This window comes from Acinetobacter sp. NyZ410 (assembly GCF_022828975.1).
Taxonomy (GTDB): domain Bacteria; phylum Pseudomonadota; class Gammaproteobacteria; order Pseudomonadales; family Moraxellaceae; genus Acinetobacter; species Acinetobacter guillouiae.
Map to the genome: position 1 here is coordinate 2,842,265 of NZ_CP094620.1, position 15,579 is coordinate 2,857,843.

General features: G+C 37.6%; 19 protein-coding genes. 8 read left to right on the top strand and 11 right to left on the bottom strand.

What is annotated here, in order from left to right; genetic code table 11:
* Positions 1-182: 182 nt before the first annotated feature.
* A complete protein-coding gene (locus tag MTO68_RS13400) occupies positions 183-542 on the bottom strand; it encodes a hypothetical protein (RefSeq protein ID WP_004822225.1) in 360 nt (119 codons plus the stop codon).
* Positions 543-764: 222 nt separating this feature from the next.
* Here MTO68_RS13400 and MTO68_RS13405 point away from each other — a divergent pair, with 222 nt between their 5' ends.
* The 3 genes from MTO68_RS13405 (at position 765) to MTO68_RS13415 (ending at position 2,135) form a co-directional block, all read left to right on the top strand.
* On the top strand, positions 765-998 hold the full coding sequence (locus tag MTO68_RS13405; RefSeq protein WP_004719607.1) for a hypothetical protein: 234 nt from the start codon (positions 765-767) through the stop codon (positions 996-998).
* A gap of 180 nt (positions 999-1,178) precedes the next feature.
* On the top strand, positions 1,179-1,556 hold the full coding sequence (locus MTO68_RS13410; RefSeq protein WP_244012851.1) for a DUF2750 domain-containing protein: 378 nt from the start codon (positions 1,179-1,181) through the stop codon (positions 1,554-1,556).
* Positions 1,557-1,703: 147 nt separating this feature from the next.
* On the top strand, positions 1,704-2,135 hold the full coding sequence (locus MTO68_RS13415) for a CBS domain-containing protein (RefSeq protein WP_004822228.1): 432 nt from the start codon (positions 1,704-1,706) through the stop codon (positions 2,133-2,135).
* A gap of 261 nt (positions 2,136-2,396) precedes the next feature.
* Here the strand turns inward: MTO68_RS13415 and trpB are convergent, their stop codons facing one another.
* From trpB to MTO68_RS13460, 9 genes are all read right to left on the bottom strand, one after another.
* Positions 2,397-3,605: a tryptophan synthase subunit beta gene (gene trpB / locus MTO68_RS13420; RefSeq protein ID WP_034617271.1), complete on the bottom strand. Its 1,209-nt coding sequence runs from the start codon at positions 3,603-3,605 to the stop codon at positions 2,397-2,399.
* A 63-nt stretch (positions 3,606-3,668) separates the two neighbouring features.
* Positions 3,669-4,856, bottom strand: coding sequence for a VWA domain-containing protein (locus tag MTO68_RS13425; protein WP_004822231.1), 1,188 nt, complete (start codon positions 4,854-4,856; stop codon positions 3,669-3,671).
* A gap of 15 nt (positions 4,857-4,871) precedes the next feature.
* On the bottom strand, positions 4,872-5,723 hold the full coding sequence (locus tag MTO68_RS13430) for a MoxR family ATPase (RefSeq protein WP_004719598.1): 852 nt from the start codon (positions 5,721-5,723) through the stop codon (positions 4,872-4,874).
* A gap of 20 nt (positions 5,724-5,743) precedes the next feature.
* Positions 5,744-6,157 (bottom strand): hypothetical protein, encoded by a 414-nt coding sequence (locus MTO68_RS13435; protein WP_244012853.1) that lies wholly within the window; start codon positions 6,155-6,157, stop codon positions 5,744-5,746.
* Positions 6,150-6,455, bottom strand: coding sequence for a YcgL domain-containing protein (locus tag MTO68_RS13440; protein ID WP_004822235.1), 306 nt, complete (start codon positions 6,453-6,455; stop codon positions 6,150-6,152). The genes MTO68_RS13435 and MTO68_RS13440 overlap by 8 nt, the downstream gene beginning before the upstream one ends.
* Positions 6,456-6,639: 184 nt before the next feature.
* Positions 6,640-7,782: an HRDC domain-containing protein gene (locus MTO68_RS13445; RefSeq protein ID WP_016539239.1), complete on the bottom strand. Its 1,143-nt coding sequence runs from the start codon at positions 7,780-7,782 to the stop codon at positions 6,640-6,642.
* Between the two features lie 347 nt (positions 7,783-8,129).
* A complete protein-coding gene (recR, locus tag MTO68_RS13450) occupies positions 8,130-8,726 on the bottom strand; it encodes a recombination mediator RecR (RefSeq protein WP_004719588.1) in 597 nt (198 codons plus the stop codon).
* 10 nt (positions 8,727-8,736) lie between these two features.
* Positions 8,737-9,066: a YbaB/EbfC family nucleoid-associated protein gene (locus tag MTO68_RS13455; RefSeq protein ID WP_004719585.1), complete on the bottom strand. Its 330-nt coding sequence runs from the start codon at positions 9,064-9,066 to the stop codon at positions 8,737-8,739.
* Between the two features lie 112 nt (positions 9,067-9,178).
* On the bottom strand, positions 9,179-10,366 hold the full coding sequence (locus MTO68_RS13460) for an O-succinylhomoserine sulfhydrylase (protein WP_244012855.1): 1,188 nt from the start codon (positions 10,364-10,366) through the stop codon (positions 9,179-9,181).
* A gap of 141 nt (positions 10,367-10,507) precedes the next feature.
* Here MTO68_RS13460 and MTO68_RS13465 point away from each other — a divergent pair, with 141 nt between their 5' ends.
* From MTO68_RS13465 to MTO68_RS13485, 5 genes are all read left to right on the top strand, one after another.
* Complete coding sequence (locus MTO68_RS13465) at positions 10,508-11,599, top strand: alpha/beta fold hydrolase (RefSeq protein ID WP_056511927.1); 1,092 nt, start codon at positions 10,508-10,510, stop codon at positions 11,597-11,599.
* Positions 11,600-11,608: 9 nt separating this feature from the next.
* Positions 11,609-12,481, top strand: a complete 873-nt coding sequence (locus MTO68_RS13470) for an NAD(P)-dependent oxidoreductase (RefSeq protein WP_239045446.1) — start codon at positions 11,609-11,611, stop codon at positions 12,479-12,481.
* Between the two features lie 81 nt (positions 12,482-12,562).
* Positions 12,563-12,829 carry a YARHG domain-containing protein gene (locus tag MTO68_RS13475; RefSeq protein ID WP_004719576.1) on the top strand — a complete coding sequence of 89 codons (267 nt, stop codon included), beginning with the start codon at positions 12,563-12,565 and terminating at the stop codon, positions 12,827-12,829.
* Positions 12,830-12,857: 28 nt separating this feature from the next.
* Complete coding sequence (locus MTO68_RS13480; protein WP_004719575.1) at positions 12,858-13,274, top strand: HIT family protein; 417 nt, start codon at positions 12,858-12,860, stop codon at positions 13,272-13,274.
* A gap of 220 nt (positions 13,275-13,494) precedes the next feature.
* Entirely contained in the window at positions 13,495-14,601 is a 1,107-nt protein-coding gene (locus MTO68_RS13485) for a porin (protein WP_004822251.1), read from the top strand.
* A gap of 341 nt (positions 14,602-14,942) precedes the next feature.
* On the opposite strand, the gene MTO68_RS13490 is transcribed toward MTO68_RS13485, so the two are convergent.
* On the bottom strand, positions 14,943-15,503 hold the full coding sequence (locus MTO68_RS13490; RefSeq protein WP_244015979.1) for a DUF4256 domain-containing protein: 561 nt from the start codon (positions 15,501-15,503) through the stop codon (positions 14,943-14,945).
* Between the last annotated feature and the right edge of the window lie 76 nt (positions 15,504-15,579).

Below are 15,579 nucleotides of genomic sequence, written 5' to 3' on the forward strand. Positions count from 1 at the left end.
ACAGCTGAAGATCGGCTGTAAGATGATCTTTAAGATCAAAATTGCGAGAACGACAGCGCTTAAATATTCTCCCCACAGATATCATCGCCTGTCGATATGAAATTTAAAGCCCTGTTCTCTTATTCAAGAAAAGGGCTTGAGCCAAGTTAAATAACGCGTGAATCATTTCTATATCGTGCCAATTAAAGGATCGTTGCACGTAAGAATGCGAAATATAAAATAATCGCGATTATTGCCAAAGCAATACTGACAGCAAAGATACTCACTCCCCCCTCTGCATGTGCAGGATGCAAATCATCATCATCAGCAAGACGCCTTAATTCACCATCATAGATTCGATAAAAGCCTGCTTTTTGCACTGGATTTAAGTTTCGGGTATAATCGTACACGCGTTTACGCTGGGCTAAACAATAATCCCCAAGATGGATTTCTTGATGATAAATTGCCTCATCCAGTTGTTTACGGTGATACTGAGCTAATTCTACGATCTGAGACTCAGCAGCGGGTACATCAAAAATAAAGCCATCTATAGTGTTTGTCATTTTGCTCTCCCTTTGTCTTAATTCTCATATTGATTTTAATAAATATTATTTCTGATTAATGTTTAATCATGTAATCTTATCTTCGTCAAGCATAGATTTCAAATCGCTTGACAAACAAGGCTAATTGTAATATTAGTTTAATAAAGTTAAGTTAGATTAGTTAAGTATAAGCTCCGTTGGGGAGCTATGTTAAAAGATCATAATTACAATAAGGAGTTATATATGATTCATCAAATCTCTCACCAAGACTTAGAACATGTTTATGCAGATGCTGTAAATACAATCCAGTGTGAAATGAACTTTGTAGAAGCGGTAAAAGCATTAGAAGATGCGGCGAAAGCGGGTCATGGTAAAGCAGCAATGTTTCTTGCAGAACTTTACTACCAAGGTTTCCGCGTTGAACGTGATTCTCTAAAAGCCCAATATTGGCAAAAGATGGCAACCATGCAAGCATAATAAAACGTCACCTAGGTGGCGTTTTTTTTAACCCCTATTCTTTTTATTTTTAATAAATCATTACGCTTTCAATACATTTTTTATTGTTTTAATAAATGCTTACGATTGAGCATAAAGCACCAACAGTTCTTATAAGAATTTCAACTACAATAGGCAATGTACTAAATAAGATTGTTAATTATGAAAAAGTATACTCATCTTCAACCCATTTCGAATGAATTGTTTATTAAAATTTCTATTTTAAAATCACTCATGTATTGTGGTGTACTTTGGGGACTTTACCACGATGGCTGGGCAATGAAGTCTGGTTCAAATGAAGTTTATTTTCCTTTTTGGCTAAACGCTGTTCAAGCCCATCAATATGCAAAGATTCATTGGCCTCACTACACCCCTCGCAGAATAACACCTAAAGATTTTAGAGAATCGCTGTTACCTACATTAACACGGCTCAATATCATGCCTGCATTGTTTAATTCTTCATCTCGAAAATTTAAACTCTCAACTTCTCAAATGGAACATTTCTTTTTCCATAGTCATGTTCAATTTCAACCGGCTTAAAGGCGAAGATATATTTTTAGTGGTTTAAAATTGTTGTAAAAAATAAACTTTATATTTTTATGACTGCAAAGTATTTGCAAAGTTAAAAAATACAGTTAAGTTAAAGGTGTGCAGATTGGTAAGCACCCTAGAAAAGGAAGAATAATTATGACGACAGTAGCACAAGTAATCCAAGATAAGATTGGTCGTGAAATTTATACGATTTCACCCTCTGCCACAGTATTAGAAGCCATTACACTTATGGCAAACAAAGGTATTGGTGCTGTGGTTGTCACTCAAGATACAAAGGTCGTCGGAATCCTCTCAGAACGCGACTATACGCGTAAAATTGCCCTTATGCAGCGTACCTCTGACCATACAACGGTCGCTGAAATTATGACGTCTAGAGTGATTTCTGTGACACGTGGCCATACGGTTGAAGAATGTTTAAATTTAATGACTGACGGACACTTACGCCATTTACCTGTGATTGAAGGTGAAACGTTGGTTGGATTTGTTTCTATTGGTGATTTAGTCAAAGCCACCATGGAAGATCAACGAAAATTGATTGAACAGTTAAGACAATATATTTCAGGTTAAGTGACATTATAAAAATATAACCCTCCATGTGGAGGGTTTTTTTATTGTGTATAGAAAATTGGCAACTCAGCTTGCATGTAAAACCTTTTTTTAAATTTCTAGATAATAGAAATAATCACCAGCTTTAAGTTGCATGTCTTCATTTATCATGGGGATAAACAATCGAGTTCATTAAACGAAAGCTAAGACTGAATTTCAAATTTAACGATAAAATAAAAAAACCTAGCCAAAGCTAGGTTTTTAAATCAAATCAATTTTTTATCAGTTTAGATTTAACTTTTCAGCAACATAGTCGGCATCTTTATCACCACGCCCAGAAAGGTTTACAACAATTTTGATTTCTTTCGCTAATTTAGGCGCTTCACGAATTGCCCACGCCACAGCATGAGAACTTTCTAATGCAGGAACAATCCCTTCTACGCGTGAAAGGGTCATAAACGCATCTAAACACTCTTGATCAGTTGCTGTTGAATATTCCACACGGCCTAAATCTTTTAAGAAGCTATGTTGAGGGCCTACACCCGGATAATCCAAACCAGATGCAATCGAGTGCACAGGCAATGGTGCGCCCTGTTCATCTTCTAGTACATAACAAGCCATACCATGAATCTGACTTGGCTTTCCTAAAGTCAATGTTGCTGAATGCTGTTGAGTATCCAGACCATGACCTGCAGGTTCCACACCAACCAGTTTAACCTCTGCATCATTTAAAAATGCCGTGAATGCGCCAATTGCATTTGAGCCACCGCCTACACACGCAACCACATAATCGGGTTGTGCGCCAAAGCGATCTTGGGTTTGAACTTTAATTTCATTGCCGATAATAGATTGGAAATCACGTACCATTTTTGGGAAAGGATGCGGTCCAACCACAGAACCAATCGCATAAATAAAGTTTTTAGGGTCTTTTAAATATTCTTCAAATGCACTATCTACAGCATCTTTCAGTGTTGCAGTACCTTGAGTGACTGAAACCAATTTAGCACCCAAAATCTTCATTTTCACAACATTGGGATGCTCTTTTTCAATATCCACCTGCCCCATATGAATTTCACATGGAATGCCAACCAAAGCACATGCGGTTGCAAGTGCAACGCCATGTTGACCAGCACCTGTTTCTGCGATTACTTTGGTTTTTCCCATATATTTGGCAAGCAAAGCTTCGCCCAAACAATGGTTAATTTTATGTGCACCTGTATGATTTAAATCTTCACGCTTTAAATAGATTTGTGCGCCACCCAATTGATCAGAAAGGCGTCTTGCATGGAATAAAGGACTAGGGCGACCTACATAATTGGCAAATAAATCAGCCAATTCATTTTGAAATTCAGGCGTTTTACGAATTTCCTCATATGCGACATTGATTTCATCCATTGCTTCTTTTAAATGAGGTGGAATAAATTGACCACCATATTCACCAAAAAAGCCTTGTTCATTTGGTAATGCAATACCATTTATTTGATGATCCATTTCTTTCCCTATTTAATAAATCAGCCGTTGAATTTATGAATAACAACTTTGCTTTCGAATAATCTATCGTGATAAATATTTCGTCATATCCTCAATACCTTTCAGGGTCATTGGAAACATATGATCGTCAAATAATTGTTTAATTAATGCGATAGTTTGCGTGTAATGCCAATAACCTTGCTCTTCTGGATTTAACCATGCTGTTTTTTCAAAATGATTGCGTAAGCGACGTAACCATACATCCCCAGCTTCATCATTCATATATTCGACAGAACCACCGACCGATTTCAGCTCATAAGGTGCCATACTTGCATCACCCACCACAATTACACGATAGTCTTTACCATAGGTATTGAATAAATCCCATGTATTCATTCGGGTAGAAGAACGACGATGATTATCTTTCCACACATAGTCATATAGACAGTTATGGAAATAAAAATATTCTAAGGTTTTAAATTCAGTTTTTGCCGCACTAAACAATTTTTCACATTGAGCAATGTGTGAATCCATCGACCCACCTACATCAAACAACATCAAAACTTTAATTCGGTTACGCCGTTCAGGCACCATTTGTACATCTAAAATGCCCTGTTTGGCAGTTTCATAAATGGTACTGTTGATGTCTAATTCTTCTGCAGCGCCTTGACGAGCAAACTTACGTAAACGACGTAAAGCCATTTGCATTTGTCGAGTACCTAAAATTTGTTCATCATCCAAATTTTGATACTTACGCTGTTCCCAAACTTTTACTGCTGAATTTTTACGACTCGGGCCGCCAATTCTCACGCCTTCAGGATGGTCACCAAAAGCACCAAACGGTGAAGTTCCACCTGTGCCGACCATTCGGTTGCCACCTTGATGCTTTTTATGTTGTTCACGCAAGCGTTCTTCCAACATCTTCATCAGTTCTTCAAGCGAACCTGCTTTCAGCAATTCAGCACGTTGTTCAGGTGTGAGATGTTTTTCAAGTAACTCTAAATCAAACCAGTCTTTGGGAAGTTTTTGAACTTTGCTGAGCAGATCATCAATATCAAAAGTATGAATACCTTCAAAATAATCTTTCATGGCACGGTCAAATTTGTCAAAGAAGCGTTCATCTTTGACCATGACAGTCTTTACTAATTGATAAAAATCATCTTGATCAGCAAAAACCAAGCCTTCACTAATTGCTTGGTTGAGATCAATGAGTTCTCGTGTTGAAACTGGAACACCATATTTTCTGAGGGTATAAAATAATCGCACAAACATGTTGCGATCTCCTCATTAACGACGTGACATAAAGGCTAAGCGTTCAAGCAACTGTACATCTTGCTCATTTTTAATCAATGCACCATATAAAGGTGGAATCGCTTTTGATTTATCATGATTACGCAAAATGTCTTCTGGCATATCATCTGCCATTAACAAACTTAACCAGTCAATCAATTCAGATGTTGAAGGTGGTTTTTTTAAGCCAGGCACTTGACGTAATTTAAAGAAGACTTGTAATGCTTCTGAAACCAATGTTCCAGAGATATTTGGAAAATGAACTGCGATAATTTCACGCATCGTTGCTTCATCAGGAAATTCAATATAATGGAAAAAACAACGACGTAAAAATGCGTCTGGCAGTTCTTTTTCATTATTTGAAGTAATGATTACGATCGGACGTTGGGTTGCAGTAATGGTTTCGCCTGTTTCATAGACAAAAAATGACATTTTGTCTAATTCATGTAGCAAGTCATTTGGAAATTCAATATCTGCTTTGTCTATTTCATCAATCAACAATACACAGCGTTCTTCGCTGGTAAATGCATCCCACAACTTACCTGGTTTGATGTAGTTTTTAATATCGTAAACACGGTCATCGCCCAACTGGCTATCACGTAAACGAGAAACTGCATCATACTCATACAAACCTTGCTGTGCTTTGGTTGTAGATTTAATGTGCCAAGTAATTAATTTAAGACCTAGACTCTCAGCAACTTGTTCAGCCAATAAGGTTTTACCTGTACCAGGTTCGCCTTTCACCAATAATGGCTTTTGCAATGCTCGAGCTGCTTTTACAGCCAGTTTTAAACTATCCGTTGCGATATACTGTTCAGTACCTGTGAATTGTTGAGAATCGACAGACATAACTTACCTTTATTTTTTATTTAAAGTGGTGAAATATTTTTTGCTACAGCTCTTGCTTGGGTATTTTTCGTGGTTTTGTATTTAGACCAAAAAAATCCAATGACTAAACCAATACCCATGACAAAAGTAATTAAGGCAAGATTTGACCAAATCAATGGTGAATCCTTGGTCAGAATTCCAAATAACAGTCCAAATATTGCTGGCGCAATCGCTGAGTTTGGTCCTTCAGAAATGGTCGGGGTTGCAAGAACGGCCAATACAATGATCCATGTAATACCGCCAAGTGGCGATGGCAATCGTTTTGAAATCGAATACCAGCACCATAAAATCAACAGCGTCCCAAGAATATAGACGGTTATTGCGATATTATCTTCTGGGATAGCATCAAATAGATCTAAAAAATTTGCCCATATTCCTGATAACTGATCAAGCACCACGTAATCCCTCTGGTTCAACCGCATTTGGGTTAATTAAACCTTCTGGCGGCATTTGAATAAAGAAGCCTTTTGTATTGAGTGAATCGATTACATGTAACACATTTACACGTGCCAAAGGTCGAGCTTCGCTCAGTTCAAGATGCATTACATGCGTTGCACGACCAAAGGCAACACGTAGTGGCTCAGAAAGAGCTGCTAAGGGATCCGCACTTTCGTCTGTATTTGGATGATTTGGGCGAGCCACATAAAGATACATTTCATCTTTTTTGCTCGATTTATAAATATCACAATGCATTTTAAACAACAGCTTCAGTAAAACTTAGTTGACAGCATACATGAAAAAAACGACGGATACATTATCGAAAGTTAACGCATCAGTCGTTATTTATGTCCAATTGCTAAATCTTTGATCAACAATAACGCAGTAAGCTTGCTTGGCTATTGATGATTATTCATCTAAACAAGGGCAGCAACAGCCGCTATTCATTGACCTTCATCTGCATACTTAAAAACTTAATATCTTCTTGTAACAGATGGATAAGTGGCTGGGTAAGTAATTCATAGCGCCACCCCAACAAATAACCGGGTAAATCCTGTTCATTGCCATGAAATACCACATGATGATACAAGGCATTTAACCATTTTTTACGCATAAGTACTTCTTTAGGTACTTGCATTTCAAATGAAACCTGAGAAATTAACTCATCCACCTCAAGGGTAATTCCCTGAGAAGAATGCTTGATTGGTCGTGCAATACGCAGTGGCCACTCATCGGTTTCAGGCAGAAACTTCAATAAATCTAAAATTGTTTTTCCATGTTCACGCACAATATTTGGACGTATTCCCTTCACAGAGGACAATTGAAAATTATTTTTAGGATTAACTTCAACCAAATCAATCATCGTGGCATTTTTTAGAATAAAGCTACGTGGTTGATTGAGTGCCTTAACCATTTCTTCACGCCAAACACTTAATTGTTGCAATTGCATCAATTGTTTTCTGGAATGACGATAATTACCAATATCACAATATAATTTTTCTTTCGGTGTTTCTGAAGCAATTTCAAAGGTTAAATTTTGACAATCTTCAAGCACATGTGAGTATAAACTTTTCTCGACCAATTCTGCTTTTACTTTTTCAGCCAGACGCATAATGTATAAAACATCATTGGCTGCATAATTCATTTGTTCATCTGTTAATGGTCGAGCCAGCCAATCTGAACGTGTTTGATCTTTATCAATATCAATCTCTAACACCAATTTCAATGCATTTTGATAACTGACTTGTAGACCATGTCCTAAAAAAGACAACCCCACTTGGGTATCGAAGACATTCTTCAGATTTTTCTGATCTGCATAATGATAAATGAGATCAATATCTTCTCCACAAGCATGAAAAATATTTTGCTGAGCTTGAAAAAGTTGAAACCAAAAGCGATCTAAATTTAAGGTTGTGCCGTCGAGCAAAAATACTTGACCATTGACATTAATTTGGAATACACCGAGTTTTGGCCAAAGTGTGTCGACTTTAATAAATTCAGTGTCTAGACCATAAGTCGAAGTATGTTGCATCAAATTCAACACATGTTCGAGATCGGTCTGTTGATTAATAAATTGAAACATGTCAGTTTAAGTCAAAATGTTACATTCAAATGAAATATGATTTTACCTTAATATATAAAATTTAAATATAATATTTTTAAACTAATTCTCCGTAAACACCTTATTTTTCAATAAAGTTTCTTGTGAATATTTATTTTATATATAGGTTTTACAACTTAATAAAAGTATATTTTAAAGTAATAAATAACATGGCTAATCATTGCTTTAGCTTGAGTTTACCTAAAAAATTTAGATTGAATGTAAATAATTTTTAAATGAGACAGAGTTTGTTGATCTTTTAATCGTTATCGCATTTGCGCTAAACATCCAAGTTCAACAAACTCTAAATGGTACCAAGTCTAAGATCGCTATTTCATTCTCATGCGATTATGAACAGCCTGACTCAATGTATGACTATCCACATATTCCAATTCACCACCTTGTGGAACACCTTGTGCGATTCGTGTCATTTGCAAAGACAAATGTTTTGTCGCTTCTACAAGATAATGCGCAGTCGCTTGCCCTTCTACTGTTGCATTGGTGGCTAAAATTACTTCAGTAATTTTACCATCGGTTAAACGCTGCACTAAATATGGAATACCTATTTCTTCAGGACCAATACCATCTAATGGCGACAAATGCCCACCCAATACATGATATTTGCCTCTAAAGCTACCAGACTGTTCTATTGCCATTACATCTGCAGGAGACTCAACCACACAAAGCAGCTGATCATCCCGATCATTTGAGCAACAAATATCACAGACTTCATTTTCAGTTAAAGAATGACAAACACTACACTCATGAATATAGGAAGTTGCTTCATTTAGCGCATGCGCCAAACCAATAGCACCTTCTTTATTTTTCATGATCAGATGGAGTGCCATACGTTGAGCCGATTTCGGCCCAACACTGGGTAAGATTCGTAAAGCTTGTACGAGTTGATCAAAACGGTCGCTAAACACCTATGATTCCTTAGAACAAACCTGAAAGACCTGGTGGTAAACCCATACCTGAATTGGCTTCTTTCATCTTCGCTTCTGTAATGACTTCAGCTTGGCGAGCCGCGTCATTCATTGCTGCTGCAATCAAGTCTTCAATCATATCTGGATCGTCTTGTAACAAATCTGGACTGATTTCGATACGCTTAACAACATTACGGCAAGTCATTGTTACTTTTACCAAACCGCCACCAGCTTCAGCATTCACTTCAGTTTGGGCAAGTTGTTCTTTTGCCTTTTTAACGTTGCTTTCCATATCTTTCTGCATACGTTGCGCTTGCTGCATAAGCATATTAATGTTCATAAAATACTCCGAACAAAAGTCCTAAATTAAATCTCTGTCTTGCACTTTCATGACTAGTTTTTTAAAAGCTTAGAAGAAAATGAAAGAAACTGTTTTGCAAATTTTGCTTATCTTAAATTAAATCTAATCCATGAGAAAGGTCACGGATAATATCATCGACATCTTCTAAGCCAACAGACAAACGGATTAAACCTTCACGAATACCCGCTGCTGCTTTTGCTTCAGGAGAAAGCTTACCATGAGTCGTTGTTGCTGGATGGGTAATTGTTGACTTAGCATCACCTAAATTACCTGTAATCGAGATAAATTGTGTATGGTCAATAACTTTCCAAGCACCTTCTCGCTCACCTTTTACTTCAAAAGAAACGATTCCACCAAAACCAGTTTGTTGTTTGGCTGCTAACTCATGCCCAACATGATCTGTTAAGCCAGCAAAATAAACCTTTTCCACTTTTGGATGAGCAACCAACCACTCGGCAATTTTTTGTGCACTTTCAGAATGCGCTTTCATACGCAGTCTTAAGGTTTCTAAACCTTTCAAAAAGACCCATGCATTGAATGGACTCATCGATGGGCCAGTGGTACGAACATAACCAAATACTTCTTCAAGTAATTTGTGACTACCGACCACAGCACCACCCAGTGCACGACCTTGTCCATCTAGATATTTGGTGGCAGAGTAAATCACTAAATCTGCGCCAAATTGCAATGGACGCTGTAAAATTGGTGTGCAAAAACTATTATCAATCGCCAATAAAGCATCATTTGCATGTGCTAAATCTGATAATGCTTGAATATCTGCGACTTCAGCCAAGGGATTTGATGGTGACTCAACAAACAGTAATCGAGTTTCAGGACGAACCGCGTCTTGCCAAGCAGTTAAATCAGTTAAATCAACAAAAGTCACTGCGACATTAAATTTAGCGACATATTTTTCAAATAATGAAACTGTAGAACCAAAAACAGCACGTGAACAAATCACATGATCGCCTGCCTTTAAGAACGACATTGCAACGGCCATGATTGCAGCCATACCCGAACTTGTTGCCACAGCGCGTTCACCACCTTCTAGTGCAGCTAAACGCGTTTCAAACATTGCTACAGTTGGATTGGTAAAACGTGAATAAATATTACCTGGTTCAGCACCAGAGAATTTTGCTGCTGCTTCCGCTGCATTTTCATACACAAATGACGAAGTGAGGAAAATTGGCTCACTATGTTCACCTTCAAAACTGCGTGTATGACCTGTACGAATCGCTAAAGTATCAAGTTGGTATTCAATGTCGTCGTGCTGGCTCATTTCAACTACTCAGTCCAAAAACTGCCTTTGTAAAATATTGCCAACATTTTGAGCGCCCTATGTATTTAAGGTCAAGGTAAAATCGTAAATTATCACATACACTTCGCTTAAATCTGCATAAAAATGAGACAATCACCGCTTATGACACAAGTATCAGCTAAGTTCCAACAGCGCAAATCCAAATTGAAGAATCTAACCACACGTATCTTCAATGGTAAGTCATTGGTTTTATCTCAAAGTACCCCTTATGAAATTATTGCGGAGCATCATCAAACCAAAGTGCGTTACTACGCAGCTGCTGAAAAAAAATTTAAGGAACCTTTGGTTTTTACAGCACCATTGTCGATCAATATGGCAATTTACGACCTCTACCCTTATCGTTCACTTATCAAATATTTTACCGAACAAGGCTATGATGTGTATTTATTGGACTGGGGAAAACTCAGTTATCAAGATCGCAACTTAAACTTTTTATATTTTATTGATGAAGCTATGCCGCTATGCATTAATAAAATCCGAGAACATGCTCAAAGTGAGCAAATCTCATTGCATGGCTGGAGCATGGCCGGCATTTTTGTATTACTTTACACGGCATTACGTCAACCCAATTATGTTAAAAACTTAATTATACTGGCCAGCCCAATTGACAGTTATGCATCGGGCGGTATCGGTAAACTTTATCAAAAAATAAATAATCTGATTATAAAGAATCAAAAACTGAAAGATACTTTATATAAAGGTGGTTTACCGAAAAAACTGATCCATACCCCAGGTTTACTCAATGCCATTGGCTTTAAGATTTTAGATCCAAAGGGTTGGTATGAGGGACATAAACAATTGTTGCTAAATTTAGACGACAAAGAGCTCTTACATGAACACGCTACCCTTGGAAATTTTTTAAATCACATGGTGGATTACCCCGGTGGTGTCAATCAAGACATGTTATTTAATGTTTGGCTGCAAAATCCACTGAAAAATGGGGCAATTCAGCTCAGTAACCACAAAATTGAACTTCGCAATATCGACTGTTCATTGATGATTGGGGCTGGAAAAAATGATCAAATGGTCACCGCAGATGCAGTTAAGCCTTTAAGCGAATTGACAAAGAGTAGTGATGTCACGTTTACTCTTATTCCTGGGGGACATTTAGGGCTAATGTCTAGTCAAAAAAGTGCAGATGAATTTTGGCCTACACTGTCCAGATGGTTAGAACAAAGATCGACAAAAATTTAAGAGATAGATATGAAGACTACAGTTGCATTTATTGGTTTAGGCGCAATGGGCTATCGTATGGCAGCACATTTACCCAAACATTTTGATACCGTATATGTGTGGAATCGAAATTTTGCAAAGGCCAAGCAACATGCAACTGAGTTTGGTACTCAAGCTGTCGAACTCGATCAAGCGGTGCAAGCTGATATTATTTTTTCATGTTTACCGACCAGCCAAGATATCGATGATTTAATCCAAGATTTAAAGATCAAAAATGGCGCGATTTGGGTCGATTGTACCAGTGGTGTACCTGATGCTGCGCGTAAACAGTCTGAGTATCTTCTCAAAAATAATATTCACTTCTTGGATGCACCTGTAAGTGGTCAAACCATTGGCGCTGAAAATGCAACACTGACCTTTATGGTCGGCGGTGCGGCAGAAGCGTTTCAAATTGCCCTACCTGCAATGCAAGCGATGGGTAAATTAATTAAACGTGTTGGTGACTCTGGTGCAGGCTTTGCTGTAAAAGCTGTAAATAATATGATGATGGCGGTTCATTTATGTGCTGCCGCTGAAGGATTTACCACCCTGAAAGCACATGGGGTAGATTTAAATGAAGCGCTTGATTGTATCAATGCATCCAGTGGTAAAAGTGGTGTGACTGAAACTGCACTACCGCAACGTATCCTCAATCGTAGCTTTCCACTGACCTTTGCTTTACCCTTATTGGCAAAAGATACAGGTATTGCCATTGATTTAGTTCGTGATGCAAGATTATCAGCACCTATTCTTGGTTTAACACAAAGCTTAATTACCGCAGCCAATAGTCTTTCAGAGCCTGATAGCGATTTTTCTACCGCGGTAAAAATGTATGAATCATGGAGCAAAATTACATTAGATTAATTTTTCGTCATTGAATAATCACAACTAAACCTTATAATCACATTAAGTGACATGTAAATATGTCAATTTCGAGGTCGTATCATGAATAAATATGTAATTGCTACACTTTCTAGTTTATCTATTTTAGTCGCTAGTCACGCTTTTGCTGATAACACCCAAGAATGTAAAAAATTGCAAGATGATTACAATGTCATTTATGCATCAAAAGGGTTCTGTTTTAAAGATCCTGAAGCAAAAGCAAAATATAATAATGACAATTGTTATACAAGTAAGCCTAAATTTTCTGAAAAAGAGCAGCAAAAACTTGACTCTATCAAGGAACGTCAGAAAGAATTGAACTGTAAATAATCACATTCACACCTTCAAGGAAATAAACATGGCTTATGATGATCAGAATATATTTGCACGAATTTTACGTGGTGAACTTCCTGCAATTAAAGTTTATGAAGATGATCATGTGCTTGCATTTATGGATATCATGCCGCAAGCCGATGGGCATACCCTGATTATTCCGAAGACGCCAGCTGTGACATTGCTCGACTTAGATCCTGAAATTGCAGCTTATACAATCAAGATTGTGCAAAAAATAGCACAAGCAATTGAAACAGCTTTGGATGCTCAAGGTATTGTATTGATGCAACTTTCTGGAGCTGCTGCTGGACAAACTGTACCTCATGTACACTTTCATTTGATTCCGAGTTCGGTGCATGAATTAGGTCGTCATGCTATTCAAATGGGTGATCAGGAAAAAATTAAAGGGTTTGCTGAAAAAATTAAGGCTGCACTGGCTTAATTAAAAACCTTTTTAGAATCAATGGGGCTAATCAAGCCTCATTTTTTATTCAAATTACACAAATGTTAAATTCGCGTCATTAAATTGTCATTTTTTCTTCACTGATATGTAACAAAGTTTACAGATACTGCATGCAAGTTAGTAAGTAGTGCACAAACCCACACTTACTGAATAAAAAAAGTAACTGCAAACCCATTGAACATGTTTTGGAGAAATCTCAATGAAAAAAGTGCTACTCGCTGCAGCAATCGCCACCCTTAGCATAAGCGCAGCTCAAGCAGCGCCAACATTGTATGGTAAATTCAACGTAACTTTAGATCAAATTGATAAGAATGGCTTTAAAGACGAAAGCGTAACTAAAGTAAACTCTAACGCTTCTCGTATTGGTGTTAAAGGCGAAGAGAAATTAACAGATAAATTGTCTGCTGTTTACTTGGCAGAATGGCAAATCAGTGCTGATGGTGATGGCGATGCTTTCACTAACCGTAACCGTTTCGTGGGGATTAAATCAGACGGTATCGCAACGTTAAAAGTTGGTCAGTTTGATTCATATTTCAAAAATGCTGCTGGTAACAACCAAGATATCTTCAACGATCACAACGAACTCGATATGACTGCGATTTTAGTTGGTGAAGATCGTTTAAAAAACGTGATCGGTTTTGAAACTGATAAAAAATTATTGGCTGGTTTAGCTTTCAACATCATGTTCCAGCAAGGTGAAGAATCATCTGCTTTAAAAAATGATGCTAAAGGTCAAAAAGGTAGCCGTGATAGTTTCGGAGATGGTATCTCTACATCACTTACTTATGACAACAAAGACTACGGTTTTGCTGCTGCTGTTGCAGGTAACTTCGGTGTTGCATCTAAATATAATGCATATAACTCTGAATTAGGTAGCAACACAATCTACTCTGACGCAATCCGTGTTACAGGTTCTGTAGACTTGAAACCTGCGGGTCTTGATGGCTTAGTATTTGGTGCATTATGGCAAACTGCTAAACCGTCTGATGATACTGTTGCAACCACTTCTGGTACTACAGTAACATCGTTCAAAGGCTTGAAAGAAAATGCTTATGGCATCACTGCTGCATATGCAATCCCTTCTACACCGATTAAGCTAAAAGCTGAATATATTTCTGCAACGACAGAACTAGATGGCCGTGATGATCGTAAACAAGACCTTTACGGGATTGGCGCTGATTACAACATCAACAAACAAGCTCGCTTCTACGGTGTTGTTGGTCAACAAAAGCGTGATTGGTCAACTACATCTACACCAGAGAAAAAGAAAACTGTTATTGGTTTAGGTATGGAATATAACTTCTAATCCGACCCTTTAATAAAAAACGGCAAGTGATCTTGCCGTTTTTTTTCGACTCAATAATTCAAAAGCTCATTTTATAAAATACATATTCATTAGCTGAGTAACCATCATATCAATTTAGCGCCTTTATAAATATCGCACATATCATTTCATCATCTATGACAGATCTTTCGTTTAGCAACATGAATGTCATGGTTGGATAGGCATACAGCTCCCCAAACCAAAACTGAAAATCATTAATTTAAATATCAATATGTAGGATATAACAGCAGTTATATATAAACACCAAAAATACAAACAAGCTCGACAGAATCTTAGGATTTCACGCTGTCAATTTTTAACAATTAAAGTTTGATATAGGTTCGAAACCCACGGCTCGCATAATATGAGGCAGCACCATTATGATAGGTAAATGTGCGCCCATAACGCTGATCACAAAAGATCGCCCCACCTTGCTGACGTAATATCGTTGGAGTTTCGACCCAGCTGGATGTTTTTAAGTCAAAATTGAATATTTGCTGTAGAGCATAATACTGTTGTTCAGTCATTAGTGCTAAGGCATGCTTATTTACCCAGTCGATCACCGTATCTTCAGGAGGATGATCCTTGCGACTGAGTAATGCCTCTCGGTCATAACACAGACTACGCCGTCCTTTTGGAGACTCAACTGCACAATCAAAAAAATACACACCTTCTGAGTTCGGTAAAACAACCACATCAGGCTCACCGCCAGTCATTTCCATTTGTTGTAAAGCCCATAACTTTTCAGGACAAAGCAAAAGTTGTTTCTGAACAGAATCCCAGCTCATTTGTGCATGTCGTTCTGTATGCTGCTGAAAACGCTGTGCTAAAGTTTTAAATAGGTTTTCAACTTGCAATGGACTCAGTCTTTCTTGCTGTTTTATCATTTATTTTACTGCCTGATTTTAAGCCTCTGCTAGCATAGCATTATCCGCCAAGCGCAACCAAATCCGCTTTTTA

Bases quoted from the DNA above. Each gene is read 5' to 3' on its own strand.
- MTO68_RS13475 (WP_004719576.1), top strand. From the start codon at position 12,563: ATGAATAAATATGTAATTGCTACACTTTCTAGTTTATCTATTTTAGTC.
- MTO68_RS13425 (WP_004822231.1), bottom strand. From the start codon at position 4,856: ATGTTTGTGCGATTATTTTATACCCTCAGAAAATATGGTGTTCCAGTT.
- MTO68_RS13400 (WP_004822225.1), bottom strand. From the start codon at position 542: ATGACAAACACTATAGATGGCTTTATTTTTGATGTACCCGCTGCTGAG.
- MTO68_RS13460 (WP_244012855.1), bottom strand. From the start codon at position 10,366: ATGAGCCAGCACGACGACATTGAATACCAACTTGATACTTTAGCGATT.
- MTO68_RS13485 (WP_004822251.1), top strand. From the start codon at position 13,495: ATGAAAAAAGTGCTACTCGCTGCAGCAATCGCCACCCTTAGCATAAGC.
- MTO68_RS13455 (WP_004719585.1), bottom strand. From the start codon at position 9,066: ATGAACATTAATATGCTTATGCAGCAAGCGCAACGTATGCAGAAAGAT.
- MTO68_RS13470 (WP_239045446.1), top strand. From the start codon at position 11,609: ATGAAGACTACAGTTGCATTTATTGGTTTAGGCGCAATGGGCTATCGT.
- MTO68_RS13405 (WP_004719607.1), top strand. From the start codon at position 765: ATGATTCATCAAATCTCTCACCAAGACTTAGAACATGTTTATGCAGAT.
- MTO68_RS13430 (WP_004719598.1), bottom strand. From the start codon at position 5,723: ATGTCTGTCGATTCTCAACAATTCACAGGTACTGAACAGTATATCGCA.
- MTO68_RS13445 (WP_016539239.1), bottom strand. From the start codon at position 7,782: ATGTTTCAATTTATTAATCAACAGACCGATCTCGAACATGTGTTGAAT.
- MTO68_RS13415 (WP_004822228.1), top strand. From the start codon at position 1,704: ATGACGACAGTAGCACAAGTAATCCAAGATAAGATTGGTCGTGAAATT.
- MTO68_RS13465 (WP_056511927.1), top strand. From the start codon at position 10,508: ATGACACAAGTATCAGCTAAGTTCCAACAGCGCAAATCCAAATTGAAG.
- trpB (WP_034617271.1), bottom strand. From the start codon at position 3,605: ATGGATCATCAAATAAATGGTATTGCATTACCAAATGAACAAGGCTTT.
- MTO68_RS13480 (WP_004719575.1), top strand. From the start codon at position 12,858: ATGGCTTATGATGATCAGAATATATTTGCACGAATTTTACGTGGTGAA.
- MTO68_RS13410 (WP_244012851.1), top strand. From the start codon at position 1,179: ATGAAAAAGTATACTCATCTTCAACCCATTTCGAATGAATTGTTTATT.
- MTO68_RS13440 (WP_004822235.1), bottom strand. From the start codon at position 6,455: ATGCATTGTGATATTTATAAATCGAGCAAAAAAGATGAAATGTATCTT.